This is a genomic window from Aminobacter sp. J44 (assembly GCF_007829415.1).
Lineage (GTDB): Bacteria > Pseudomonadota > Alphaproteobacteria > Rhizobiales > Rhizobiaceae > Aerobium.
In genome coordinates, this window is record NZ_VLJG01000003.1 from 1 (window position 1) to 22,689 (window position 22,689).

The 22,689-nt window shown below is 65.4% G+C and carries 24 protein-coding genes; 14 read left to right on the plus strand and 10 right to left on the minus strand.

The window, feature by feature from the left end; genetic code table 11:
- Positions 1-225: transposase (locus L610_RS01515; RefSeq protein ID WP_186441272.1), on the plus strand; the 225-nt coding region annotated here is incomplete at its 5' end.
- 186 nt (positions 226-411) lie between these two features.
- Here L610_RS01515 and L610_RS01520 read toward each other — a convergent pair.
- Genes L610_RS01520 through L610_RS01530 form a run of 3 tightly spaced genes read right to left on the minus strand, consistent with a single transcriptional unit; the run spans position 412 to position 2,478 of the window.
- A complete protein-coding gene (locus L610_RS01520) occupies positions 412-987 on the minus strand; it encodes a hypothetical protein (RefSeq protein WP_144701882.1) in 576 nt (191 codons plus the stop codon).
- Positions 987-1,268, minus strand: a complete 282-nt coding sequence (locus L610_RS01525) for a hypothetical protein (RefSeq protein WP_144701885.1) — start codon at positions 1,266-1,268, stop codon at positions 987-989. The genes L610_RS01520 and L610_RS01525 overlap by 1 nt, the downstream gene beginning before the upstream one ends.
- A 1-nt stretch (position 1,269) precedes the next feature.
- On the minus strand, positions 1,270-2,478 hold the full coding sequence (locus L610_RS01530) for a YeeE/YedE family protein (protein ID WP_144701887.1): 1,209 nt from the start codon (positions 2,476-2,478) through the stop codon (positions 1,270-1,272).
- 197 nt (positions 2,479-2,675) lie between these two features.
- Between L610_RS01530 and L610_RS01535 the strand changes: the two genes are divergently transcribed.
- The 6 genes from L610_RS01535 to L610_RS01560 all read left to right on the plus strand — a co-directional run bounded on the left by L610_RS01535 (position 2,676) and on the right by L610_RS01560 (position 9,102).
- Positions 2,676-3,116 (plus strand): thioredoxin family protein, encoded by a 441-nt coding sequence (locus tag L610_RS01535; RefSeq protein ID WP_186441274.1) that lies wholly within the window; start codon positions 2,676-2,678, stop codon positions 3,114-3,116.
- Positions 3,117-3,839, plus strand: a complete 723-nt coding sequence (locus tag L610_RS01540; protein WP_144701893.1) for a cytochrome c biogenesis CcdA family protein — start codon at positions 3,117-3,119, stop codon at positions 3,837-3,839.
- Positions 3,840-3,964: 125 nt separating this feature from the next.
- Entirely contained in the window at positions 3,965-5,260 is a 1,296-nt protein-coding gene (locus L610_RS01545; RefSeq protein WP_144701897.1) for a sulfurtransferase, read from the plus strand.
- Between the two features lie 171 nt (positions 5,261-5,431).
- Positions 5,432-7,822, plus strand: a complete 2,391-nt coding sequence (locus L610_RS01550; RefSeq protein ID WP_144701899.1) for an AI-2E family transporter — start codon at positions 5,432-5,434, stop codon at positions 7,820-7,822.
- A gap of 60 nt (positions 7,823-7,882) precedes the next feature.
- Positions 7,883-8,611, plus strand: a complete 729-nt coding sequence (locus tag L610_RS01555; protein WP_144701902.1) for a cytochrome c oxidase assembly protein — start codon at positions 7,883-7,885, stop codon at positions 8,609-8,611.
- Complete coding sequence (locus L610_RS01560) at positions 8,608-9,102, plus strand: CopD family protein (protein ID WP_024846408.1); 495 nt, start codon at positions 8,608-8,610, stop codon at positions 9,100-9,102. Before L610_RS01555 ends, L610_RS01560 begins: the two co-directional genes overlap by 4 nt.
- Here the strand turns inward: L610_RS01560 and L610_RS01565 are convergent.
- Positions 9,083-9,586, minus strand: a complete 504-nt coding sequence (locus L610_RS01565) for a DUF2231 domain-containing protein (RefSeq protein ID WP_144701904.1) — start codon at positions 9,584-9,586, stop codon at positions 9,083-9,085. The genes L610_RS01560 and L610_RS01565 overlap by 20 nt on opposite strands.
- A gap of 162 nt (positions 9,587-9,748) precedes the next feature.
- On the opposite strand from L610_RS01565, the gene coxB reads away from it, so the two are divergent.
- From coxB to L610_RS01580, 3 genes are read left to right on the plus strand one after another with little or no spacing between them, the layout of a single operon-like run.
- Positions 9,749-10,309 carry a cytochrome c oxidase subunit II gene (gene coxB, locus L610_RS20390; RefSeq protein ID WP_246658888.1) on the plus strand — a complete coding sequence of 187 codons (561 nt, stop codon included), beginning with the start codon at positions 9,749-9,751 and terminating at the stop codon, positions 10,307-10,309.
- A complete protein-coding gene (gene ctaD / locus L610_RS01575; RefSeq protein ID WP_186441281.1) occupies positions 10,257-12,815 on the plus strand; it encodes a cytochrome c oxidase subunit I in 2,559 nt (852 codons plus the stop codon). The genes coxB and ctaD overlap by 53 nt, the downstream gene beginning before the upstream one ends.
- Entirely contained in the window at positions 12,812-13,147 is a 336-nt protein-coding gene (locus L610_RS01580; RefSeq protein ID WP_024846404.1) for a hypothetical protein, read from the plus strand. The genes ctaD and L610_RS01580 overlap by 4 nt, the downstream gene beginning before the upstream one ends.
- Before the next feature lie 24 nt (positions 13,148-13,171).
- Here the strand turns inward: L610_RS01580 and ftsZ are convergent, their stop codons facing one another.
- Together ftsZ and L610_RS01590 are read right to left on the minus strand one after the other, a co-directional pair.
- Positions 13,172-14,170 (minus strand): cell division protein FtsZ, encoded by a 999-nt coding sequence (ftsZ, locus tag L610_RS01585; RefSeq protein ID WP_024846403.1) that lies wholly within the window; start codon positions 14,168-14,170, stop codon positions 13,172-13,174.
- Positions 14,171-14,495: 325 nt separating this feature from the next.
- Positions 14,496-14,723 carry a hypothetical protein gene (locus L610_RS01590; RefSeq protein WP_144701913.1) on the minus strand — a complete coding sequence of 76 codons (228 nt, stop codon included), beginning with the start codon at positions 14,721-14,723 and terminating at the stop codon, positions 14,496-14,498.
- 312 nt (positions 14,724-15,035) lie between these two features.
- Between L610_RS01590 and L610_RS01595 the strand changes: the two genes are divergently transcribed.
- From L610_RS01595 to L610_RS01605, 3 genes are all read left to right on the plus strand, one after another.
- Complete coding sequence (locus L610_RS01595) at positions 15,036-15,476, plus strand: MarR family transcriptional regulator (RefSeq protein ID WP_024846401.1); 441 nt, start codon at positions 15,036-15,038, stop codon at positions 15,474-15,476.
- A gap of 13 nt (positions 15,477-15,489) precedes the next feature.
- The gene (locus tag L610_RS01600) at positions 15,490-16,629 is read left to right on the plus strand and encodes an HlyD family secretion protein (protein ID WP_144701919.1); all 1,140 of its coding nucleotides are present in this window, start codon (positions 15,490-15,492) and stop codon (positions 16,627-16,629) included.
- A gap of 108 nt (positions 16,630-16,737) precedes the next feature.
- Positions 16,738-18,276, plus strand: a complete 1,539-nt coding sequence (locus L610_RS01605) for a DHA2 family efflux MFS transporter permease subunit (protein ID WP_144701922.1) — start codon at positions 16,738-16,740, stop codon at positions 18,274-18,276.
- A gap of 24 nt (positions 18,277-18,300) precedes the next feature.
- Here L610_RS01605 and L610_RS01610 read toward each other — a convergent pair whose 3' ends face one another.
- Together L610_RS01610 and L610_RS01615 are read right to left on the minus strand one after the other, a co-directional pair.
- On the minus strand, positions 18,301-19,305 hold the full coding sequence (locus L610_RS01610) for a cytochrome d ubiquinol oxidase subunit II (protein ID WP_024846398.1): 1,005 nt from the start codon (positions 19,303-19,305) through the stop codon (positions 18,301-18,303).
- 4 nt (positions 19,306-19,309) lie between these two features.
- On the minus strand, positions 19,310-20,674 hold the full coding sequence (locus L610_RS01615; RefSeq protein WP_144701925.1) for a cytochrome ubiquinol oxidase subunit I: 1,365 nt from the start codon (positions 20,672-20,674) through the stop codon (positions 19,310-19,312).
- Between the two features lie 178 nt (positions 20,675-20,852).
- On the opposite strand from L610_RS01615, the gene L610_RS01620 reads away from it, so the two are divergent.
- Positions 20,853-21,203, plus strand: a complete 351-nt coding sequence (locus L610_RS01620; RefSeq protein ID WP_144701928.1) for an antibiotic biosynthesis monooxygenase — start codon at positions 20,853-20,855, stop codon at positions 21,201-21,203.
- Positions 21,204-21,207: 4 nt separating this feature from the next.
- Here the strand turns inward: L610_RS01620 and L610_RS01625 are convergent, their stop codons facing one another.
- Together L610_RS01625 and L610_RS01630 are read right to left on the minus strand one after the other, a co-directional pair.
- Positions 21,208-21,687: a MarR family winged helix-turn-helix transcriptional regulator gene (locus L610_RS01625; protein WP_024846396.1), complete on the minus strand. Its 480-nt coding sequence runs from the start codon at positions 21,685-21,687 to the stop codon at positions 21,208-21,210.
- 70 nt (positions 21,688-21,757) lie between these two features.
- The gene (locus L610_RS01630) at positions 21,758-22,654 is read right to left on the minus strand and encodes a DMT family transporter (protein WP_024846395.1); all 897 of its coding nucleotides are present in this window, start codon (positions 22,652-22,654) and stop codon (positions 21,758-21,760) included.
- Positions 22,655-22,689: the final 35 nt, after the last annotated feature.

Genomic DNA, 22,689 nt, shown 5'->3' on the forward strand with positions numbered 1-22,689 from the left:
CGCGAGGCTATCGAGAAGGTTGGCGCACGGCTCCTGTTCCTCCCGCCATACTCCCCAGACTTCAACCCCATCGAGATGGCTTTCTCGAAGCTGAAGGCCCTGCTTAGAAAAGCCGCCGCCAGAACCATTGACGATCTCTGGTCAGCGGTCGCCGMCTGCCTCTCCGCCTTCACCCCGCAGGAATGCCGGCACTACTTCGAGGCGGCGGGATATGACCCGGACTAAATCGAATCTGCTCTAGACGAACGCGCACACCATCTCAGCTTCGTCATCCTCGGGCTTGACCCGAGGATCCAGGCCTGAACGGCTCCGCTTACGCGGCGGGGGAGGACTTGGCGCTAACGCCGCCCAATGCTCCCGTTCCTTCCGTCCCCTTGCTGCCTCCTTCCGCCACTGCACCACCTGCCCGCTTCACCCCACCCTGAGCTCCGACAACACCTCGATCGAGCGGTCCTCGCGGACTTCCTCGAGCGGGCGGCCGTCGGCGCGAAGGCGCTCGTCGCGGGCAAGGTTGAGGTGGACGATCTCGTCCTCGTAGCGGGTCAGCACCGCCGTCAGCCAGCGGTTCACGAGATAGTCGGGCGTTGCCATCTCGACATTGAAGCGGTCGAGCAGCGCGTTGGTGGCATTGGCATCGCGCCAGTCACCGCCCACCACCCAGTGGTTGACGGTAAACAGACGCGTCAGCTTGCCCTGGCCGGTGACCCCCACGGCAACAAGGTGCACCGGCTCGCTGTCGCGCCCTTGTGGGCGCACGAAGCAGTGAAAGTGCCCGTGCTCGCCGAGCCGGGCACTGTCGTCATGGCAGTGGTAGTACCACTGCGCGCCGGTTGCCGGATCGAACACGTCCGGTTGCGGATAGTGCTTCCAGGTGACGAGCCCTTCGGCGGGCAGCGTGCGCAGCAGGACCGACGTGCCCGACTTGGCAAGCACGTGCTCGCAATAGGCCATCTCCTGCGCCGCGCGCTGCTTCGCCTCGTTGCTCATCAGAGCACGCCTGCCGAGCAGGGGTTGATGTCGGAAGCCGGTGCCGGCTCGGGGGCAGGCGCGGCGGGAATCGCCGAACCGCCGCTGAACTGGTCGGCAAGGTCGTCATAATTGCGCTGGCCGGGTGCCGGAGCAGGCGCCGCGGCCGCGCACGGGTTGAACGACTCCTGCGCCGCGGTCTTCGGGGCAGGCGCCTCGCTGGTCGCATAGTCGGCCGCGACCGCGCCGACCGCCACCAGCAGCGCACCGGCGAATAGGGCAGTGTTCTTTGTGTTGCTCATCTTACTTCTTGAACCCGTCGAGACCGAACAGCGGGCGGGCGGCGATGCCCGCAAGGCTTCCAATATAGGCCATCACGAACCAGACCCAGCCATGCAGGCTGCCGGAGGCGATGCCGCTGAACAGGGCGCCGATGTTGCAGCCGAACGAAAGGCGCGCGCCATAGCCCATCAGCAGGCCGCCGATGATGGCCGCGAGCCACGAGCGGAACGGCACCTTCACCTTCGGCGCGAACTTGCCGGCAAGCGAGGCAGCGAGCGCCGCACCGAGGATGATGCCGAAGTTCATCACCGAGGTGACGTCGAACAGCACGCTCTGGCTCAGCACCCGCGCTTGCGCCGGAGCCTTCCAGAACGTCCAGGAGGCAACGTCGATGCCGGCGGCCTGCGCGAGCTTTGCGCCCCACAGGCCAAAGCCGTAGGTCACCGACCACGGATGGCCGGCAAGCAGCAGCGTGAAGATGTTGCCGAGCGCGAGCACCAGCGCTGCCAGCACCAGCGGCCACGGGCCGTGCAGGAGGGTCGATGGGGTCAGGCTGCCAAGCCCCGAGAAGATCGACTCGACATTGCCGTGGCGGCGCTTTTCGATCAGCGCCAGCACGCCGACGATCAGCGCGATGCCGATGAGCGTGACGGCAACGCCGCCGATCGGCCCAAAGGTTTCGCCGAAGCGGATGACCGGGAGCGACGGCAGGGTGAGCCAGTAGGGCAGGTGCAGCGTGCCGATGGTCGCGCCCGCGATGAAGCCGATGAGCGTCACCAGCATGCGCGCGCTGCCGCCGCCGACGGTGAACAGCGTGCCCGAGCCGCAACCGCCGCCGAGCTGCATGCCGAGGCCGAACATGGCGGCGCCGAGGATCACCGAGACGCCGACCGGCGCCCATGCACCGACCACGCTCTTGTCGAGCGGCACCAGTCCGCTCATCAGCGGAATGAAGACGATCGAGGTCAGGCCGATCATGATGAACTGCGCGCGCATCGAGCGGCTGCGCTTTTCGGTGGCGAAGCGCTTCCAGCCGCCGGTGAAGCCGAACGAGGCCTGGTAGAGCGCCAGGCCCAGCATGCCGCCGACGAGGAACAGCAGCGCCTGCGTCGTGCTGACGATCGAGGACAGCACCGCAAAGCCGGCGACGATCGCGACACCGATTACCAGGAGCGGAGAAATGTCGACCCTTATGCCCTGCGGCTTGGTGTCGAGAGTTGCATATGCCATGTGAATATCGGCCCGGTTTTAAAAGAGCGCTGCTTATCCCACGCGCGGGCGTCAAGTTGAACGAAACTCCTACCCGCATTTTCCACGATAGCGAAAATCCGCACCGGAAAGGCGAGGTTTCGAGGAATGGATTTTCTTCTTCCCGCCTGCGCTCTCGTCTAATTTGCGGGACGACAAGTAACAGCCGAGGCTCCATCGTGAAATTTCAGTTCGTCCGTCCGGCGCTTCTCGCGCTGTCTTTGCTCGCCGGTTCTGCCCCGCTGACGGCCGGGCACGCCCTTGCCGCGTCTGACACGCAGGCGCCCGCGCAGGCTGAGGAAAACCGCGCGCAGCTGATCCAGTACGCGGCCGGAACGGACCTGAAGAAGATCGCCGCCGAGAACGACAAGACGGTCGTCTTCTTCTTCGCCTCCTGGTGCCCGAACTGCATCCTGACGCTCACCGAGCTGTCGCAGAAATGGTCGGAGGTCGAGCCGGACATCACGCTGGTGATCGCCGACTACGACACCGAGACCGCGCTCAAGGCTGAGTATGGCGTCACCTACCAGGACACCTTCGTCCTCCTCGACAAGGAGGCAAAGGGCGTGAAGCTGTGGAATGCGGGCGGCATCGCCGGACTGAATTCCAACACCCGCTAAATGAGCCTCTTTTTCGCGTTCATCGCAGGCATCGTGACGATCCTGTCGCCATGCGTGCTGCCGCTCTTGCCCGTTCTGCTGGCGTCCTCGTCGATCGAAGGACGCTGGCGGCCGTTCGGCCTCATCCTCGGCTTTGCCACCTTCTTCACTGGCATCACCCTGCTCTTGAGCTTGCTCGTGCGGCAGGTCTCGATCTCGCCTGACGCGCACCGCACCGCGGCCGCCGTCATTTTCGTGCTGATGGGGCTGGTGCTCGCCATTCCCGCGCTCAAGGCGCGGTTCGAGCTCGCCGTATCGGGCGTCACCTCGCGCTTCAGCGGCGGCTCAGGCCGCCGTTCCGAAGGCTTCTTCGGCGGCCTGCTTGCCGGCGCCGGCCTCGGCCTTGCCTGGACGCCATGCGTCGGCCCGATCATGGCTGCGGTCATAACGCTCGCGCTCAACCAGCAGACGACGCTGTGGTCGGCGCTCACCGCCATCTCCTTCAGCCTTGGCACGGCCCTGCCGATGGGCACGGCGGTGCTGCTCGGCCAGCGGCTCTATTCCAGGATCGGCTTCCTCAAGAAGAACAGCGCCCGCATCCAGCAGGTGATGGGCATCCTCATCCTGCTCGTCGGCCTCGGCATCTGGTTCGGCGTCGACCGCTCGATTCAGGTCGCGCTGTTCAAGGCATTCCCGGGCTGGGAAGCCACCCTGACCGGCTGGGAAAGGTCAGTCGTTCCGTGATTTCCGGGACGGACTGAGAAAGAGAAAAATTTTCTCCTTCCCACCCGGCAATTGGCAATCGGTTGATTGTTTCATTCTCCCGCTTCTGAGATTTTCAAGCCATTCAATTTTCTGGAGTTTTCTTCATGCTTCGCACCTTCACCCGCCGCCTTCTCGCTGCCGGCGCTCTGTCCGTCCTGACGCTGACGGTTGCTGCCCCGACGCTTGGCACCGGGCTTTCAAACTCCATCGTCAGCATCGCCGCGCAGGCTCAGGAAGCCGCGCTCCCGATCATCGTCAACGTCGACCAGTTCAACGAGCTCGTCGGCAAGGGCGCCAAGGTCGTTGACGTCCGCCAGCCGGCCGCCTTCGAGGAAGGCCACATTCCGGGCGCTGTGAACCTGCCGTGGGCGAAGCTGAACGTCTCCGAGCGTGACGGCATCCGCAACGAGTTCGAAGCAGACGAAGTGATCGAGAAGATCATCAGCGAGGCCGGTATCTCCAACGGCGACACGCTGGTCATCTACGACACCAACTCGCTGCCGGGCCGCGCCTTCATCGCCCTCGAATATGCGGGCTTCAAGGACAAGATCCACGTCCTCGACGGCGGCATCGGCGCTTTCGCCGGTGAGCTCGAGAAGGGCGCTGTCGAAGTCGCCAAGTCGGACTTCAAGATCACCGACAAGTTCGACATGCGCGTCGACAAGGCCTATGTCGAGACCAAGCTGAAGTCGAACGACACCGTCATCGTCGACGGCCGCAACGCCGATGCCTATGTCGACGGTCACATTCCGGGTGCGAAGTCGCTGACCGCGGCCCGCCTGCTGACCGAAGACAAGAAGGTGCTGCCGGAAGACGTGCTGAGCGGCCTTCTCGCTTCGCGCGGCATCGACAAGGAAAAGGAAATCCTGTCCTACTGCGGTTCGGGCGTGGCAGCTGCCAACAACTACATCGCGCTTCGCAACCTCGGCTACAAGAACGTCCGCATCTACGACGAGAGCTGGGATGAGTGGAGCCGCGACCCGAAGGCTGACCAGGCTCTGGCGCTGAACAACTACGCTTTCTCGGGTGAGAACCTCGCCGAGGAGGGCCCGAAGTTCCTTTCGGCCGACGAGGTCAAGCAGCTCGCTTCCGATCCGAACGTCGTCGTCGTCGACGTCCGTTCGCCGTCCGACTACAACGCCGGCCAGATCCCGGGCTCGGTCAACGTCTTCTGGGATGCGACCCTCGACGAGAACCGCGTTCTCAAGAGCGCCGACGAGCTGAAGAAGCTGTATGAGGAAGCAGGCGTTACCCCGGACAAGAAGGTGATCCTGTTCACCCGCGGCGGCGTCCAGCTGACCCACTCCTACACGGTCCTGTCGCTGCTCGGCTTCAAGAACGTCGACTTCTTCACCGGCAAGTTCGAGGGCTGGGAAAACGGCGCGATGCGCCGCGGCTGATCCCTCGGATCATCGAACTTCTCAGAGGCGGGCGCGAAAGTGCCCGCCTTTCTTTTTGGGCGGGTCGCTGCACCGGAAGATGTAGAACAACATCCGCAACTCGAACCTTACCTTGCGCGTTAAGCACGGCTCACTTCTTCCCGTCAGGTTGTCGCTGCAAGGAGGACCCCGGTGTCCGACAAACTCAAGACCGCGCGCCGGCGCCTCGACACGCACGAGGCCGCCGCGTTTGGGCCCTCCATCGACGTCGTCAAGATGGCGGCGGTCCTCATCTCGGCCTCTATCATCGTCGCCGCGCTCTACCTCGGGCGCGACGTGCTGCTTCCCCTCGCGGTCGCCTTCCTGATCGGTTTTGCCCTCAACCCGCTCGTCTCCTGGCTCGGCAATCGCGGCCTGCCGCGTATCCTCAACGTCATCCTCGTGATGACGCTGGTGCTGGCCGTCCTCGGCGGCCTTGGCCTGCTGATCACCCAGCAGGCGCGCTCACTCAGCGCGCAGCTTCCGTTCTACCAGACCACCATGCGAGACAAGCTCGGCGACCTGCGCGAGATGATGCAGGGCCCCGGCATCTTCGACGGCGCAATGCGCACGGTCGACGCGGTGCAGGAAGAGGTGAAGGTCGAGGACGCGACGGAAGTCGGCCCGCCGCCGCAGAAGGTCGAACTCTACGTGCCGCCGCAGTCGCCGTTCAAAACCGCGATCGAATGGCTGACGCCGGCGATCGAGCCCCTGACCACGATCGGCATCATCTTCGTCTTTGTCTTCCTCGCGCTTCTCGATCGGCGTGACCTGCGCGACCGGCTGTTGCGCCTTCTTGGCGGCAACCTCCACCGCTCCACTGCGGCGATCGAGGAAGCAGGAGCCCGCATCAGCCGCTACCTGCTGATGCAGCTGCTGGTGAATGTCACCTACGGCATCCCGATGGCGATCGGCCTCTGGTTCATCGGCGTGCCCGGCGCGATCATGTGGGGCACGCTTGCGGCGGTCATGCGCTTCATTCCCTATCTCGGCCCGGCGCTGTCGGCGATCTTCCCCATCGCGCTCGCCTTTGCGGTCGATCCCGGCTGGAACATGGTGCTGATGACGGTCGCGCTGATCGTCTTCCTCGAGCTCGTCTCCAACAACATCGTCGAACCGCTGCTCTATGGCACCAGCACCGGCCTCTCCGCGCTCTCCCTCATCGCCGCCGCGACTTTCTGGACGCTGCTGTGGGGACCGGTCGGCCTGATCCTGTCGACGCCGCTGACCGTCTGCCTGCTCGTTCTTGGCCGCAACATTCCGCAAATGCAGTTCCTGGTGACGCTCCTTGGCTCTTCGCCCGCGCTCGATCTTCCGACCCGCATCTACCAGAGGCTGATTGCCGACGATCCGGAGGAGGCGGTCGAGATATCCAACGAGGCGATCGAGGAAACCTCGCTCATCGACTACTACGACGAAGTCGGCCTCGAAGTGCTGCGCCAGGCAAGCGCCGACTATTCGCGTAACTCGACCGCCGAATATCGCCTCCGCATCGCCAACGGCATGGACGACCTGCTCGACGAACTGCGCGAGGATTATCCAGCCGCGCCCGAAGCCGCTATTGGCCCGCGCGTCGTCTGCATTGGCGGCAAGTGGGAGATCGACGCGGTCTCGTCGGAGATGCTGGCGCATGCGCTCTCCACCGAGGGCATTCGGGCCGAGTTCCGTGGCGCGAGCTCCATCGGCCTGCGCAAGGTGGCGAAGCTGGACCTCGCCGAGGTCGACACTCTTTGCATTTCCTATTTCAGCGACGCCCCGGACGTTCCCGCTCGTCAGATCTGCCGCCGCATCCGCCAGAACTGGCCGAACGTCCGCATCGTGCTGGCGCTCTGGAACTGCCCGGAGCACCTGACGGTCAAGGACGCGCACCAGATGCTGGGCGCCGATGCGCTGGTCACGTCCGTCCACGAGGCGGTGGCGCGCATCCGCCGCCTGCTCAAGCCTGTCGAGGCGCAGGCCGAGGTCCTGGCGGCGGCACCCGAGAACGACGAGGAACGCATCCGACTTCTCCACGAGACGCATCTTCTCGACGGCCATGTCCGCGAGGATCTCGACCTTCTCGCCAAGCGTGCCGCCGATGTGTTCAAGGTCGGCTTTGCCGTTATCTCTGCAATAGATCGCGACAAGGAATTCATCGTCGGCCAGAGCAAGGACCTGCCGGGCGTGCGCACGAAGGACGGCACCGACATGATCGTCATGCGCCGCGACGATGCGGTCTGTAATCACGTCGTCTCGACCGGCGAGGTGCTGGTGGTGGAGGACACGCAGCGCGACCCGATGTTCGCCGAGCATCCTGCGGTCGAGCTCTGGAACACGCGCTTCTACGCCGGCGCGCCGCTGAAGCTTCCCGACGGCCATGTCCTCGGCGCGCTGTGCCTTCTCGATAACGAGCCGCACGAGCTGACGGAAAAGGAGACGCAGCTTCTCGAGACCCTCGCAGCAGATGTGGTCGCCGTCATCACCGGCGAGGAAGCGGACGAGGTGAAGCTCGAAGACGAGAAGGAGCCTGCCAGCGCCACCGTCGGCCAGATGGTTCCCGACTAAGCCGCGCGGAACATATCGCCGCCTCCCGCATTGCGGATCATCACTGAGGGAGAGGCATTCATGGCGCAGGCCTATTGCGGACCGGCACCCGAACCGCAGCAGCTGTTGGCTGCCTGGAACGCCGACGCCATCGCCATTGCTCTCTCCGCCGCCGTCCTCGTCCTCTTCCTCCGCCGTTCCGGCCCCTCGCGTCCGCTGCCGCTTTGCCTGGGGCTTCTTCTTTTCCTCGCGCTATTCCTGTCGCCGCTCTGTGCGCTGACGGTGGCGCTGTTTTCTGCGCGCGTGGCCCACCATGTCCTGCTGGTCGCGGTTGTCGCGCCGCTCCTGGCTCTGGCCTTCCCGGCTCATCGCATCCGTGCGCGCCTGTCGCTCCAGTTGCTCGCCGCGCTTCACGCGCTGGTGCTCTGGTTCTGGCACGCGCCTGCCGTCTACGAGGTCGCGATCCTTTCCGCCGCTCCTTACTGGACGATGCAGCTGAGCCTCCTCGGCACAGCGTTCCTCCTCTGGCAGCGCGTCCAGGCGCCCGGAACGTCACTCGGCTCCGCGCTCCTCGCGCTTCTCGCCACTGGCGTGCAGATGGGCATGCTCGGTGCGCTGCTGACCTTTGCGCGCGAGTCCCTCTACGCACCGCACTTCACGACGACGCTTCCCTTCGGGCTGACGCCGCTTGCCGACCAGCAGCTTGGCGGCCTTATCATGTGGGTCCCGGCCGCTCTTCCCTACCTCCTCGTCGCGGCGCTGCTCGTCGCGCGCCGGCTTGAACGTCCATCGGCGCCGGCGCTTCGATGATCTGGCTGAAACTTCTCCACTTTGCCGCGATCGCGATCTGGAGTGCCGGGCTCATCTGCCTGCCTGGCCTCTACGTCCAGCGCGCGCATGTGCCGGATGAGCCGTCGAAGCATCGCCTGCAGGCGCTGGTACGCTTCTTCTACGTCGTGATCATCTCGCCTGCCGCCTTTGTTGCGGTCGGCAGCGGCACGGCGCTCATCTTCGTGCGCGAGCCGTTCGAGGCGTGGTTTTCGCTGAAGCTCGCCTTCGTCGGCGCGCTGGTGATGATTCACATCTTCACCGGCCTCGTCATCATCCGCCTGTTCGATGACGGCCGCACCTATCCGGTCTGGCGCTTTGCCGCCGCGACCACGCTCACGGTCGCCGTTGTCGGCGCAATCCTCGTCGTGGTGCTCGCAAAGCCTGACCTGCCGAACCTGACCCCGGAAGTCTTGAACCAGCCCGGCGGGCTGAAGCGGCTGGCCGCCAGCCTCAATCCTTTTCCGAGATGATGAGGCCGATGCCGTGATCGAACACCAGCTTGCCGCCATGCCAGCCCGCCAGCCCGGTGAAGATGCTCGCCAGCACCGAGAGCATCAGCCCGTGCGGCAGGACGACGTTCGGATCGGCCAGCCGGATTCCCCAGTTGAGACCGGCAACCGAGATCAGCATCATCGCGGCAACGGCATGCGTCCAGCTCGCCACTCGCGCGCGGATGCCGGGTACCATCAGGAGCTCTGCCGTTCCGATCGACCCGGCGGCAACGCCAGCCGCGAAGGCGAAGCCCGCCGCCCAGATGCCGGCGCGCAACCAGAACGGGTCGGCCGTCCACCAGTAGAACACGTCGCAGCCAAGCGTCGCGATCACGAAAGCAATCGGGAAGTGAACGCTCATCGCATGCAGCGGATGTCCGGCCACCGCGACCGCCGATTCGACCGGCTTGTCGGCAACCTTCTCGATGACGGGATTATGCCCTTGCGTGTCGGTCTCGCTCATGAAGATCCTCCCTTGCGAGCTGAAAGCGCGCCGCGCCCCGCATGGTTCCGAAGCGCCGCACTTTTCGCGCCGCTTCCCCTTCTCGCCGCTTGCGGCGGTCCGCTCTCAGCACTCGAACCCGAAGGTCCGTCAGCCAGCAGCACCGCCACCCTCTGGTGGGCAATGTTCTTTGGCGCAGCCCTCATCTTCGTCGTTGTCCTGGCGCTCGGCGCGCTCGCCATGCTCCGCCCGCGCGCTATCGCCAGCTTAGGCCCGAAGCGCACGATCCTCTGGGGCGGGCTCATCGTCCCGTCCCTGATCCTCACGATGCTCGTCATCGCGGCATTCGCGCTCGGCGAGCGGCTGCTTGCCGCCCCGCGCCCCGACATGCCGCTGCGCATCGAGGTCACTGCGCGCCAGTGGGTCTGGGATTTCCGCTATCCCGACGGCTCGGTCACCTCCGGCCATGTCCGCATGCCGGCGGGCGAGGATGTCGACTTCGTGCTTGAGAGCGCCGATGTGATCCACGGCTTCTGGATCCCGCGCCTTGGCGGCAAGCTCGACGCCATCCCGGGCCACCGAAACGTCATCCGCCTGCGCGCCGACCGGCCCGGAACCTATGGCGGCGTCTGCGCCGAATATTGCGGTTCGGGCCACGCCGTCATGCCCTTCACGGTCGAGGCGCTGCCGCGTGCTGAATTCGACGCCCTGTCTTCCGGACTGGCGGNCCCGCCAGAAGCCTGAGCCGATCCGTCTTCACAAGGAGCTCTCGGCAATCTGGGAGACGCCTCCCGGCATCGCGCAGCTGTCGGCGGTCAACCACACCATCGTCGGCAAACGCTTCATCCTGACCGCCTTCGTCTTCTTCGCGATCGGCGGCCTTCTGGCGATGCTGATCCGCGTCCAGCTCGCCACCTCCTCGACCGCCTTCGTCGGCCCTGAGCGTTACTCGCAATTCTTCACCATGCACGGCACGGTGATGATGTTTCTGTTCGCGATCCCGCTGTTCGAGGGTTTCGCGATGTACCTGCTGCCAAAAATCCTCGGCGCGCGCGATCTCGCCTTTCCGCGCCTCTCGGCCTACGGCTTCTGGTGCTACCTCTTCGGCGGCTCCATCCTGATCGTCGCCCTGCTTCTGGGCGTTGCGCCCGAAAGCGGCTGGTTCATGTACACGCCGCTCTCTTCGTCGGTCTATTCGCCCGGCATCAACAACGACATCTGGCTGCTCGGCATCACCTTCGTCGAGATTTCCGCGGTGTCTGCCGCCATCGAGATCATTGTCACCATCCTGCGGCTGCGCGCGCCCGGCATGAGCCTCGAGCGCATGCCGATCATGGCCTGGTACCTGCTCATCACCGCGTTGATGATGCTGTTCGGCTTTCCGCCGCTGATCCTCGGCTCGATCCTGCTCGAGCTCGAGCGCGCCTTCGGCCTGCCGTTCTTCGATCCGGTGAGGGGAGGGGATTCGCTGCTCTGGCAGCACCTGTTCTGGCTGTTCGGCCACCCGGAGGTCTACATCATCTTCCTGCCCGCCGCCGGCGCGATCTCTATGATGATCCCGACCTTCGCCCGCCACGAGCTCGTCGGCTACACCGCCGTCGTCGTCGCTGTGGTGGCGGTGGCCTTTCTCTCGTTCGGCCTGTGGGTCCACCACATGTTCACGGTGGGCATCCCGCACCTCGCGCTCGCTTTCTTCTCGGCTGCGAGCGGCCTCGTCGCCATCCCCACCGGCGTGCAGATCTTCGCCTGGATCGCCACATTGGCCGAAGGCCGCCGCCCGCGCTGGGACGTGCCGATGCTCTATCTCGGCGGCTTCCTGTTCATCTTCGTGCTGGGCGGGCTCACCGGCGTCATGCTCGCCATGGTGCCCTTCAACTGGCAGGCGCACGACACCCACTTCGTCGTCGCGCATCTGCATTACGTGCTGGTCGGTGGCTTCGTCTTCCCGATGATGGCCGCGACTTATTACTGGCTGCCGCACTTCACCGGCCGCGTCAGCGACCACAAGCTGTCGGTCCCGGCCTTCTGGCTGATCTTTGGCGGCTTCAACCTGACGTTCTTCCTGATGCACCTCACTGGCCTGCGAGGCATGCCCCGCCGTGTCGACGTCTATCCCGCCGAAGCCGGGTGGGATTGGCTGAACCTTCTTTCCTCCGTTGGCGGGTTCGTCATGGCGGCGGGCTTTGCCCTGTTCGTCGTCGACCTGGTGCTCCAGGTGCGCTTCGGCACCGCTGCCCCCCGAAATCCCTGGGGCGCGCGCACGCTGGAATGGGCGATGCCGACCCCGCCACCCGCTTACGCCTTTGCCTCGCTGCCGCACATCGACGACCGCGCCGACCGTCTCGATCCCGATACGCTGGGGGCTGAGCTTTCTTCCGGCGACGGCTATCTCGGCCACGCCCGCAACGGCTGGATGGAAACGCTTGGCGTCGACATGGCAACCGGAGCGCCGAGCGAAATCGTCATCCTGCCGAACCGCACCTTCAAGCCGCTCATCAGTGGCGTTCTCACCCTCTTCTTCGTGCTCTGCCTGCTGTTCAAGTTCTACTGGCTGTCGCTGGTGGTTCTCGCGCTCGTCTTCGCCTCGCTGCTTGCCTGGAGCCACGGCATGGGCGCGCGCCGCGACTGCGAGGAGCTTGCCGCCGGCAATGGCCTTGTCCTGCCGCTGCACTGGCAAGCGGAACGTCCGCCCTCCTGGTGGGCGATGGTGCTCGCCTGCGCGGCCGATGCGACGATGTTCGCCTCGCTTCTGTTCGGCGGCCTGTTCCTCTGGCTGGTCGCGCCGCAATGGCCGCCGGCGTTAGTGGCGCGGCCTTCGGTCGTCCTTGCCCTCTTCGCCGCGCTGATGATCGGTGCTGCGGCCGTGTCGGGTCGTCTCGCGGTCAGGGCGCTGCAGGAGAGGGGACCCGTGCCGCTCTGGCTCGGCCTCGTCGGCGCAACCCAACTCGCCGCCGCCTTCCTCTTCCTGCTGATGGCTGCGCAGATCCCGGCTCCAACCTCGCACGCCCATCAGGCAACCAGCCTTGCGATGCTCGTTTATGCGGCGATCCACGCCGGCATCGGCGCGATCTTCGCGATGCACGGCTTCTGGCGCTGGCACGGCGGCTACCTGTCCGCCCTGCGCAGCCTTGACCTGCGCATTGCCCGGATCTGGCACGACTATGCCGCCGTCACGGGCCTCGTCTCGCTCGCCGCTACCTTCCTTCTCGCCTTCCTGGCCTCCGCCCCGGCAGAAGGAGCGCGGCCATGAACGTGTGGGCCATTCACGCGCGCAACCCGCTGCTACTCGGCGCCGGCTTCACCATCTGGGCGGCCGCCTTCGTTGCGCTCTATTCGATGCTGTCGGTGGGGTGCGCCTTTGGCTGGCAGCAGGTGGAGGTCCTGGGTCCGATCACGCTGCAGCGGCTGCAGCTCGTCGCGATCCTCGCCGTCCACCTCGCCGCCATCATCTTCCTCGTGATGGCGCTGCGCGCGCATGGGCAACGCTTTCTTGCCCGCGCCGCTTATTGGGCCGCACTGGCGGCCCTTGGCGCGAGCATCTTCAACTTCGCGGCGGTGTTCTTCCTGTCGGCATGCGTGTGAGCGGCGAAAGCCCGACGGAAACCGTCAGGCGGTGCGCTGCTGCGGCTGGGCGATGGTGCGCTCGTTGACGGTGCGCAGGCCCGTGGCCACCACCGACACCTTGAACGTCCCCTCGAGCGATTTGTCGAAGATCGCGCCGACGATGATGTCGGCCTCGGCATCGACTTCCTCACGGATGCGGGTAGCCGCCTCGTCGACTTCGAACAGCGTCATGTCCGGACCACCCGAGATCGAGACCAGCACGCCGCGCGCGCCGCCCATCGAGGCTTCGTCAAGCAGCGGGTTGGCGATTGCAGCTTCGGCGGCGGCCATGGCGCGGCCCGCGCCGCTCGCCTCGCCCGTGCCCATCATCGCCCGGCCCATGTCGCGCATCACGGAGCGGACGTCCGCGAAGTCGAGATTGATCAGGCCTTCCTTGACGATGAGGTCGGTAATGCAGCGCACCCCCGAATAGAGCACCCGGTCGGCCATCGCGAAGGCGTCGGCAAAGGTGGTCTGCGCATTGGCGACGCGGAAGAGGTTCTGGTTGGGAATGACGATGACGGTGTCGGCGCACTGGCGCAGCCGCTCGATGCCTTCCTCGGCCGCGCGCATCCGGCGCGTGCCCTCGAAGGTGAACGGCTTGGTGACGACGGCGACGGTGAGGATGCCGGCCTGGCGAGCCGCGTGCGCAATGACCGGGGCCGCACCCGTGCCGGTGCCGCCGCCCATGCCGGCGGTGACGAAGCACATATGCGTGCCGGCCAGCCGGTCCATGATCTCGCCGATCGATTCCTCCGCCGCCGCATAGCCGATTTCCGGCAGCGAACCGGCACCGAGACCCTCGGTGGTCAGCGCTCCCAGCTGGATCAGGTGCTGCGCCTTGGACATGCCAAGAGCCTGCGCGTCCGTATTGGCGGCGATGAACTCGACGCCCTCGAGGCCCTGCGCGATCATGTTGTTGACGGCGTTGCCGCCGCCTCCGCCAACGCCGACCACGGTAATACGGGGCTTCAGCTCAACGATATTAGGGTTGGCAGCCATCGCCAGTCTCCAGCAAATCAGTTTTCCCGCCCGGAATGGAGGCAGAAAGTATCCGAATCAAGGCAATCTCCGCCTTCTATAGGTGACCAGAGACGGAACGGCAGCGCAAGGTCTGCCGCAAGCGGCGACAGGCCGCCAGTCATCAACAATTGACACAGGGAGAAGCGCAGCGCGCTCCGGTGATGTGGGTCGTCGTGCGTTCGGGAGCACGCAGCATCTATGGCAGGCCAGGACCAGGCCAGCCGACCCCTTTCCGCCGGAGGCAGGTCCGGCAGAATTTCCTGGTCACCGGACGGTCGTGTCGGCTGTCACTGCGCGCGGCAGTTCAGGTTCCCAGTGACTCCGTCGGCATCATGATGCGGCGGCCGGTGAACGCCTCGATCAGATCCTGCTCCGTGGTTACGCCGCGCTGAAACTCGTGCACAAGCTGGCTTGCCAGACGCAGGCCTTCTTCGCCTTTGGGTGCGAGGCCCCGTTCCTCACAGACCGCTGCGTGAACACGCACGATCATGGACATGTCGTCGGGGGAGAGATGTTGCTGCGGGGAAGACATCGAAATCCTCCTTTCGGCCGGAAGGCCAGTAGCCGCGTCGTCCGCCGGGTGTAGGTCCCGGCAGCGGGGTTCATAAGAGGTAGTCTATCAGCGATCCCTCATGAATGCGAGGAGCAAGAGTCCCCCAAAAGGCGACCAAGGCGTCCACCGGCCAAACCGATTGCTCAAACGGCGCCGTGAATTGGAACATCTGTCCAACAGAGGAGACTGAGCCACCTCATGCCGGGTACCTCGCAACCGGCGGCTTCCCCGACGTCAAAATATTTCGCCGTGATCATTGCTTAATAAGCCTGCTTATAATATATGCTGCTTATGAAATCAGAAAATGACAGCCGGCTGGGCATGCTCCTGCATGATGCATCCCGTTTGCTCGCCAAGCGTTTTGAGGCGCGGGCGGCAGGCGAGGGCCTTACTGCGGCGCAGTTCCGGCTGATGGTGCATGTCGCCAAGGAAGAGGGAATTTCCCAGGCCCGGCTTGCCGAGCTGCTCGAGATCGAGCCGATCAGCGTCTCCCGGCTGGTCGACCGGATGCAGGACAGCGGCTGGGTCGAGCGCCGCTTCGACCCCAGCGACCGGCGGGTGCGCACGATCTACCCGACGGAGAAGGCCCGCGAGGCCTTCGGCAGGCTGAAGGCGATCGCCGGCGATGTCTATGAGGAAGCGCTGGCGGGGCTCGCCCCTGCTGAGCGCGATACGCTGCTGCACGGGCTGAGGGTCGTGGTCGCGAACCTCGCCGAACCCATACAAAGATGAAGAGAACACTCGCATGAACGCCCCCGCAAAGAATGTGGAAGCCGAGCAGGCTGCTCCCGCCAATGCCGCGCCGCTGTCGCCGGCCGCCAGCCCGAAGAAGGGCGGCGGSAAGCGTGTCGCGCTAATGATTGCCGTGCCGCTGGCGCTTGCCATTGCTGGCGGCTMCGTCTGGCTCACCGGCGGCCGCTACCAGGAAACCGACAACGCCAACCTCAAGCAGGCGCGCATCACCATCACCTCGGAAATCCCCGGACGCATCGTCTCGCTCAACGTCCATGACAATCAGGAGGTGAAGGCGGGCGAGGTGCTGTTCGAGGTCGATCCCGAGCCCTACCGCATCGCGCTCGAGCAGGCTGACGCGGCGCTGGCCGCCGCACGCATCGGCGTCGAGCAGCTGCGCGCCGGCTACAGCCAGGCGCTGGCGCAGGAGCGCGCCAAGGCGGCCGAAGTCGCCTATCTCGAATCCGAATTGAAGCGCGCCCGCGCGCTGAACGGCAAGGGCGTCGGCAGCCAGTCGTCGCTCGATACCGCTCAGCGCGACCTCGACAAGGCGCGCGACGAGCATCAGGCCGCTGTCGAAAGCGTAACCGGCGCGCTTGCCGCGCTCGGCGGGGATGCCGGGATCGCGACCGACGATCATCCGTCGGTGCTCGCGGCACTCGCCGCGCGCGATCGTGCCGCCTACCAGCTGTCGCAGACGACGGTGAAGGCCCCGGCCAGCGGCGTCACCACCCAGGCTGCTTCGGTCAAGCTCGGCCAGTATGTTTCGGCCGGCACCAGCCTGTTCACGCTCGTTGAGACCGATGACACCTGGATCGAGGCGAACTTCAAGGAAACGCAGCTCACCAACATGAAGGTCGGCCAGGAGGCCGAGGTCGTGCTCGACACCTTCCCCGACAAGCCGCTCAAGGCCGTCGTCGAGGCGATCGGCGCGGGCACCGGCGCCGAGTTTTCGTTGCTGCCGGCGCAGAACGCTACCGGCAACTGGGTCAAGGTCACCCAGCGCATCCCGGTGCGCCTGCGCCTGACCGAGGCGGAAGCCGAACTCCTGATGCGCACCGGCATGAGCGCGACGGTCTCGGTCGACACAGGCGTCAGCCGCTCGTTTGCCTCGCTGTTTGGCGCGACGAGCGCCGCCGCCGCTCAGCACTGACCCAACCCTGACGCACCAACCGGGCCGCGCCTTCCGGGCGGCCCGCCAGCAATCGTCCGGCCGGCATGGCCGTCCTGCCCATAGCGGGCAGCGCTGAAGGTTTTTCCGATGGCAACCGCCGCCGCAACATCCCAGGCAGAATTTCCGCATCGCGGCCTGATCACCCTGTCGATCATGGCGGCAACGATCATGCAGGTGCTCGACACCACGATCGCCAACGTCGCCCTGCCCAACATGACCGGCGACCTTGGCGCCAGCCAGGACACCATCAACTGGGTGCTGACCTCCTACATCGTCGCCGCGGCGATCATGACCCCGGTGACCGGCTGGTTGTCCGACCGCTTCGGCAAGCGTGAACTGTTCCTCGTCTCCATCGTCGGCTTCACCATCACCTCGATGCTGTGCGGCCTGTCGTGGAGCCTGACCTCGATGGTCGTGTTCCGCATCCTGCAGGGCCTGTTCGGCGCGGCGATCGTGCCGCTGTCGCAGTCGTTCCTCCTCGACATCAACCCGAAGGAGCGGCACGGACAGGCGATGGCCGTCTGGGGCGCCGGCATCATGGTCGGCCCGATCATCGGCCCGACGCTCGGCGGCTGGCTGACCGAGGTCGCCAACTGGCGCTGGGTGTTCTTCATCAATCTGCCGGTTGGTCTGCTCGCGCTTGCCGGCTGCGCCGCCTATCTGCCGCGCGCGGCGGCGCGGCCCCGCGGCTTCGACCTGTTCGGCTTTGCGATGCTGTCGCTCGGCGTCGGCGCGCTGCAGATGATGCTCGACCGCGGCGCGGAGGTCGACTGGTTCCAGGCAACCGAGATCTGGATCGAGCTTGGCCTCGCCATCACCGGCTTCTGGGTGTTCACGGTGCATCTCTTTACCGGCAGGGACACCTTCATCGACCCGAAGATTTTCGCCGACCGCAACTTCGTCACCGGCCTGATCTTCATCTTCATCATTGGCATCGTGCTGCTTGCCTCGATGGCTCTGCTGCCGCCGATGCTGTCGCGGCTGTTCAACCACCCGACGATCCTGACGGGCATGGTCATGGCCCCGCGCGGCGTCGGCACGATGATTTCGATGCTGCTGGTCGGCAAGCTGGTGCGCCTCGTCGACGCGCGCATTCTCGTCGTGGCGGGCCTCGCGCTCACCTCGTGGTCGCTCTACGAGATGACCGGCTTCACGCCGCAGATGGACGACACCCTGATCCTCACCACCGGCGTGGTGCAGGGGCTGGGCCTGGGCCTCGTCTTCGTGCCGCTGTCGACGGTGGCGTTCGCGACGCTCGAGCCGCGCTTCCGCACCGACGCGGCCGCCCTCTTCAGCCTGGTGCGTAACATGGGCTCGTCGATTGGCATTTCAATCGTTACCGCGTTGCTCACCCGCAATCTGCAGATCAACCATTTGGAACTGTCGGCGAACATCAACCCGAACAATCCGGTGCTGCAGGCGCTCTCCCCGGCGGCGGCGCGCGGTGATCTCACTGCCCTGTCGACGCTCGACAACCTCGTCAACCAGCAGGCGCTGATGATTTCCTACATCGACGACTTCAAGCTGATGATGATCGTCACGCTCGCCGCGATTCCGCTCGCCCTGTTCCTGCGCAAGCCGAAGGCCGCGCCTGCGGGGGCTCCCGCCGCCGCTCACATGGACTGAGGCGGGCCCGAGGGCGGCCAGCCCTCAGTCGTAGCTGAGGTCCGTCGCCTTGCCGCCGAAGACGCGGTAGACGTAGAACGAGGCGCCGATCATGATCGGCAGGGTGATCGCGGTTCCTGCGAGGATGATGGCAAGGCTGCCCGGTGCCGCCGCCGCCTCCCAGATCGTCAGCCGGTCGGGCACGACATACGGGTAGAACGAGTAGGCAAGGCCGGCAAAGCCGAACGCGAAGATTGCCGCCAGCGCCAGGAAAGGCGTCAGCGCGTGCTGGTCGCCGGGCGCCGGCATCCGGAACGACAGCCGCCACAAGAGCAGAAAGACGATTCCGGTCAGGATCGGCAGCGGCGCCAGCAGCGCGATCTGCGGCCAGCTGAACCATTTTTCGTAGATGCGCGCGCTGGCAAAAGGAGTGGCCAGCGATACCGCCACCATGCCAACGACGGTGAAGATCAGCGCCTGGCGCAGGAACCGTACGGCCTTCAGCTGCAGCTCCCCTTCCGTCTTGTAGATCAGCCATGCCGCGCCCATCGCCGCGTAGGAAGCGGCAAGGCAGAGCGCGACAAGGAGGCCGAAGCCGATCGCACCCGCGCCCGTTTCCAGCCCCAGCACGTAGACGCCGAGCATGTAGCCTTGCGCCAGCGAGGCGATCAGCGAGCCGATGAAGAACAGCGTGTTCCAGCGACGCTTGTGGCGCAGCGGCACCTTGGCCCGGAAGTCGAAGGCAATCCCGCGCAGAATTAGCCCGAACAGCAGCGCGAAGACCGGAAGGTACAGCGCGGTCAGGATCACCCCGTGCGCCAGCGGGAACGCCGCGAGCAAAAGCCCGGCGGCCAGCACCAGCCAGGTCTCGTTGGCATCCCAGAACGGCCCGATCGCCGCGATCATCCGGTCCTTCTCGTCGTCCTCGGCGACCGCAAACAGGATGCCGATGCCGAGGTCGAACCCGTCGAGGATGACGTAGACGAGGATCGCCACGCCCATCAGCCCGGCGAATATCAGCGGCAGCAGGAAGTTCCAGTCGTAGGTCATGGGCTTACCCCTCCGCCTGCATCGGTTGTGACAGGGCGTGGTCCTCGACGCCCGGGAGCGGGGTTTTGTCGCCGTCACGCGCGGCCTTGACCGCAAGGTAGGTCAGCACGCCGAGATAGACCACCATCAGCACGATGTAGAGGAGCACGTAGACGGTCAGCGTGAAGCCGACATGCGCCGCCGGCACCGGCCCGACCGCATCGGCGGTGCGCAGAACGCCGGTCACCAGCCATGGCTGGCGGCCGATCTCGGTCGTGTACCAGCCGGCAAGTGTCGCCACCCATCCGGAAAAAGCCATCGGCGCATAGGCAAGTGCGACGGCGCGCGGCAGCGTGTCCCGGCGCCACAGGAAGAAGGCGGCCGTCCACGACAGGAGCAGCATCAGCACGCCGACGCCGACCATGACGCGGAAGGAGAAGAAGACGGGCGCGACCGGCGGGTGGTTGCCCTCGAAGTCGTTGAGGCCGGGCACCACGCCGTCGACATGGTGGCGCAGGATGAGGCTCGCGCCGCCGGGCACTGCGATCTCGTAGCGGTTTTCGCGCGCTTCCTCGTCCGGCCAGGCGAACAGCACCAGCGGCACGTTGCCCCGCGTTTCCCAGTTGGCCTCCATCGCCGCGATCTTCTGCGGCTGGTGCTCCAGCGTGTTGAGGCCGTGCATGTCGCCGACGAAGATCTGGATCGGGATGAGCGTTGCGCCGAGGAAGACGCCGGTACGCAGTGCCTTCCACATCGATTCCGAACCGTCGCCGGCGAGGAAGCGCAGCGCCGACATGCCGGCGATCAGGAACGAGACGGTGAGGCCCGAGGCCAGCAGCATGTGGACGAGCCGGTAGGGGAAGGACGGGTTGAGGATCACGTCCCACCAGTCGGTCGGATGGGCAACGCCGTCGATCATTTCGAAGCCGGCGGGCGTCTGCATCCACGAATTCAAAGCGAGAATCCAGAAGGCGGAAAGCGTCGTGCCGGCGGCAACCAACACCGTCGCCAGCGTGTGCACGAAGTTCGACACGCGGCGGAAGCCGAACAGCATGATGCCGAGGAACATCGCCTCGAGGAAGAACGCGGTCAGGATCTCATAGGCGAGCAGCGGGCCGGCGATGTTGCCGACATGCTCCATGAAGCCGGGCCAGTTGGTGCCGAACTGGAAGGTCATCGTCACGCCGGTAACGACACCGAGCGCGAAGGACAGCGCAAAGACCTTCACCCAGAAGAAATAGGCCCGCATCCAGGCGCCGTCGCCGGTCGCGTTGTAGCGCAGCTTGAAATAGAGAAGCACCCAGCCGAGCGTGATGGTGATGGTCGGAAAGAGAATGTGGAACGAGATGTTGGCCGCAAACTGCAGTCGGGAAAGCATCAGTGCGTCCATTACGGTGCTCCGTGTTCCTCATTCCGTAAGGGAACGATAGGGCGGAAGAACCACCGCGTCAAAGCGGGCGCTGTCGCAGGGGCGCAAGGTCGCACCCGGAGCGACCCGAAACATGCCCTCGCCACGCGGGCGCATTGCCTGCATGATGGCGCCGAGGAACGCGTTCAGGGAGGGGAAGATGATTGCGGTGATATTCGAGGTGGAGCCCGCCGAGGGCAAGCGCGACGCCTATCTCGGCATCGCCGCGGATTTGAGGCCGATGCTCGACGGCATCGACGGCTTCATCTCGATCGAGCGGTTCCAGAGCCTTGCCGATCCGAAGCGGATCCTTTCGCTGTCATTCTGGCGCGACGAGGCGGCAGTCGCCGCCTGGCGCAACACGGAAGAGCATCGGCAGGCGCAGCGGGCCGGGCGCGGCGGCATCTTTGCGGGCTACCGGCTGCGCATTGCCTCGGTCATCCGCGACTATGGCCTGAACGAGCGCCGCGAGGAGGCGCCGCAGGACAGTCAGCTCGTCCACGGCGCCTGAGGCGTCAGTCGCCGTTCTGGCGAACGAGGCACCAGCCGCCGATATGCTCGTAGAGCGTATCGCGCAGCTGCTTGACCTCCTTGTTGAGCCTTGCGAGCTCTTCCGCCGATCTGCCGGAGGCTTCGAGCAGCGAGGCGCCGAGGCAGCCGGCCTGCAGGCGCATCGCGCGGCCCTGGTCGGTAAGGCCGATCACCACCTGGCGTTCGTTTTGCGGATTGCGGGTGCGGCGCACCAGTCCCGCGGCCTCGAGGCGCTTCAGGAGCGGCGTCAGCGTGCTCGATTCCAGCGCCAGCTGTTCGGCGATGACGCCGACCGTCTGTTCGTCGCGGCGCCACAGCACGTTGAGGACGAGATATTGCGGGTAGGTCAGTCCCAACTGGTCCAGCAGCGGCTTGTAGACGCGCTGGATAGCCATGCCGGCGGAGTAGATCGCATAGCAGAGTTGGTCGTCGAGTGGTGCCGGCCCCTTTGGCTCAATGCCCATTACGTGTTGCCTTTCCTTCCCTCGGCCCGAAGGCCGCCATTTCAGCAACACACATATATTACGATAAGAATTATTTTAAAGAGCTGTGCGTTGCGGCCGCTTCCCTACGGGAAGATTTTCCGCTGCGCAACAGGGCGATGCCGCTCAGCACGACGATGATGCCGCCAATATAGGTGAGAAGATCCGGGCTCTCGTTGAAGACGACAATGCCGAGGATGAAGGCAAAGAGCAGTCGCGAATAGCGGAAGGGTGCCACGACGGAAACATCCCCGGTGCGCATTGCCCGGGTGAGCGCGCCATAGGCGGCGCAGCCGACGGTGGTCGTCAGCGCAAGCAGGGCCCAGGCGCGCAGCGGCGGCCACACCATCTCGCCGCCGGTCCAGGCGATGAGGATGAGGCCGGAGACCGTCAGTACCACGAAGCCAAGCACACCAAGCTGCGCCGTCGACATCGAGACGGGGCTGGCGCGCGTGGCCAGGTCGCGGCCGGCGAAGCCGAGCGTGCCGAGCACGGCGAAGATAGAGGCGAAATCGAAGCCCTCACTGCTGGGCTTGAGGATCAGCAGGACACCGATGAAGCCGACGAAGATCCAGATCCAGCGGCCAAGGCCGACGCGCTCGTTGAAGAAGAGGACCGCGCCAAGCGCTACGATCAGCGGCGTTGCCTGCAGGATTGCCGAGACGCTCGACAGCGCGGTGAGCGCGATAGCGACGGAATAGAACAGCCGGCCGCAGATCTCGCTTGCCGAGCGCAGCAGCATCAGCCGCGAGGTAACGGCGGGATGAAACGGCTTCTGCGCGTTGGCAAGCGCGATCGCCATGAAGACGAGCGTGCCGGCGATGCCGAAGATCAGGATCGCCTGGCCGACCGGCACGTCGCGCACGGCGGCCTTGAGCGCCATGTCCTCCAGCGCGAAGAGGAACATGGCGAGCGTCATGTAGAGCGCGCCGCGATAGTTTGCCGTCATGGGTTTCTGCCGATCCCGGGTTTGCTCTGGCGTAG

Coding starts and splice junctions, on each gene's coding strand:
- L610_RS01520 (WP_144701882.1), bottom strand. CDS start 987: ATGAGCAACGAGGCGAAGCAGCGCGCGGCGCAGGAGATGGCCTATTGC.
- L610_RS01525 (WP_144701885.1), bottom strand. CDS start 1,268: ATGAGCAACACAAAGAACACTGCCCTATTCGCCGGTGCGCTGCTGGTG.
- L610_RS01530 (WP_144701887.1), bottom strand. CDS start 2,478: ATGGCATATGCAACTCTCGACACCAAGCCGCAGGGCATAAGGGTCGAC.
- L610_RS01540 (WP_144701893.1), top strand. CDS start 3,117: ATGAGCCTCTTTTTCGCGTTCATCGCAGGCATCGTGACGATCCTGTCG.
- L610_RS01545 (WP_144701897.1), top strand. CDS start 3,965: ATGCTTCGCACCTTCACCCGCCGCCTTCTCGCTGCCGGCGCTCTGTCC.
- L610_RS01555 (WP_144701902.1), top strand. CDS start 7,883: ATGGCGCAGGCCTATTGCGGACCGGCACCCGAACCGCAGCAGCTGTTG.
- L610_RS01560 (WP_024846408.1), top strand. CDS start 8,608: ATGATCTGGCTGAAACTTCTCCACTTTGCCGCGATCGCGATCTGGAGT.
- L610_RS01565 (WP_144701904.1), bottom strand. CDS start 9,586: ATGAGCGAGACCGACACGCAAGGGCATAATCCCGTCATCGAGAAGGTT.
- L610_RS01580 (WP_024846404.1), top strand. CDS start 12,812: ATGAACGTGTGGGCCATTCACGCGCGCAACCCGCTGCTACTCGGCGCC.
- ftsZ (WP_024846403.1), bottom strand. CDS start 14,170: ATGGCTGCCAACCCTAATATCGTTGAGCTGAAGCCCCGTATTACCGTG.
- L610_RS01590 (WP_144701913.1), bottom strand. CDS start 14,723: ATGTCTTCCCCGCAGCAACATCTCTCCCCCGACGACATGTCCATGATC.
- L610_RS01595 (WP_024846401.1), top strand. CDS start 15,036: ATGAAATCAGAAAATGACAGCCGGCTGGGCATGCTCCTGCATGATGCA.
- L610_RS01605 (WP_144701922.1), top strand. CDS start 16,738: ATGGCAACCGCCGCCGCAACATCCCAGGCAGAATTTCCGCATCGCGGC.
- L610_RS01610 (WP_024846398.1), bottom strand. CDS start 19,305: ATGACCTACGACTGGAACTTCCTGCTGCCGCTGATATTCGCCGGGCTG.
- L610_RS01615 (WP_144701925.1), bottom strand. CDS start 20,674: ATGGACGCACTGATGCTTTCCCGACTGCAGTTTGCGGCCAACATCTCG.
- L610_RS01620 (WP_144701928.1), top strand. CDS start 20,853: ATGATTGCGGTGATATTCGAGGTGGAGCCCGCCGAGGGCAAGCGCGAC.
- L610_RS01625 (WP_024846396.1), bottom strand. CDS start 21,687: ATGGGCATTGAGCCAAAGGGGCCGGCACCACTCGACGACCAACTCTGC.
- L610_RS01630 (WP_024846395.1), bottom strand. CDS start 22,654: ATGACGGCAAACTATCGCGGCGCGCTCTACATGACGCTCGCCATGTTC.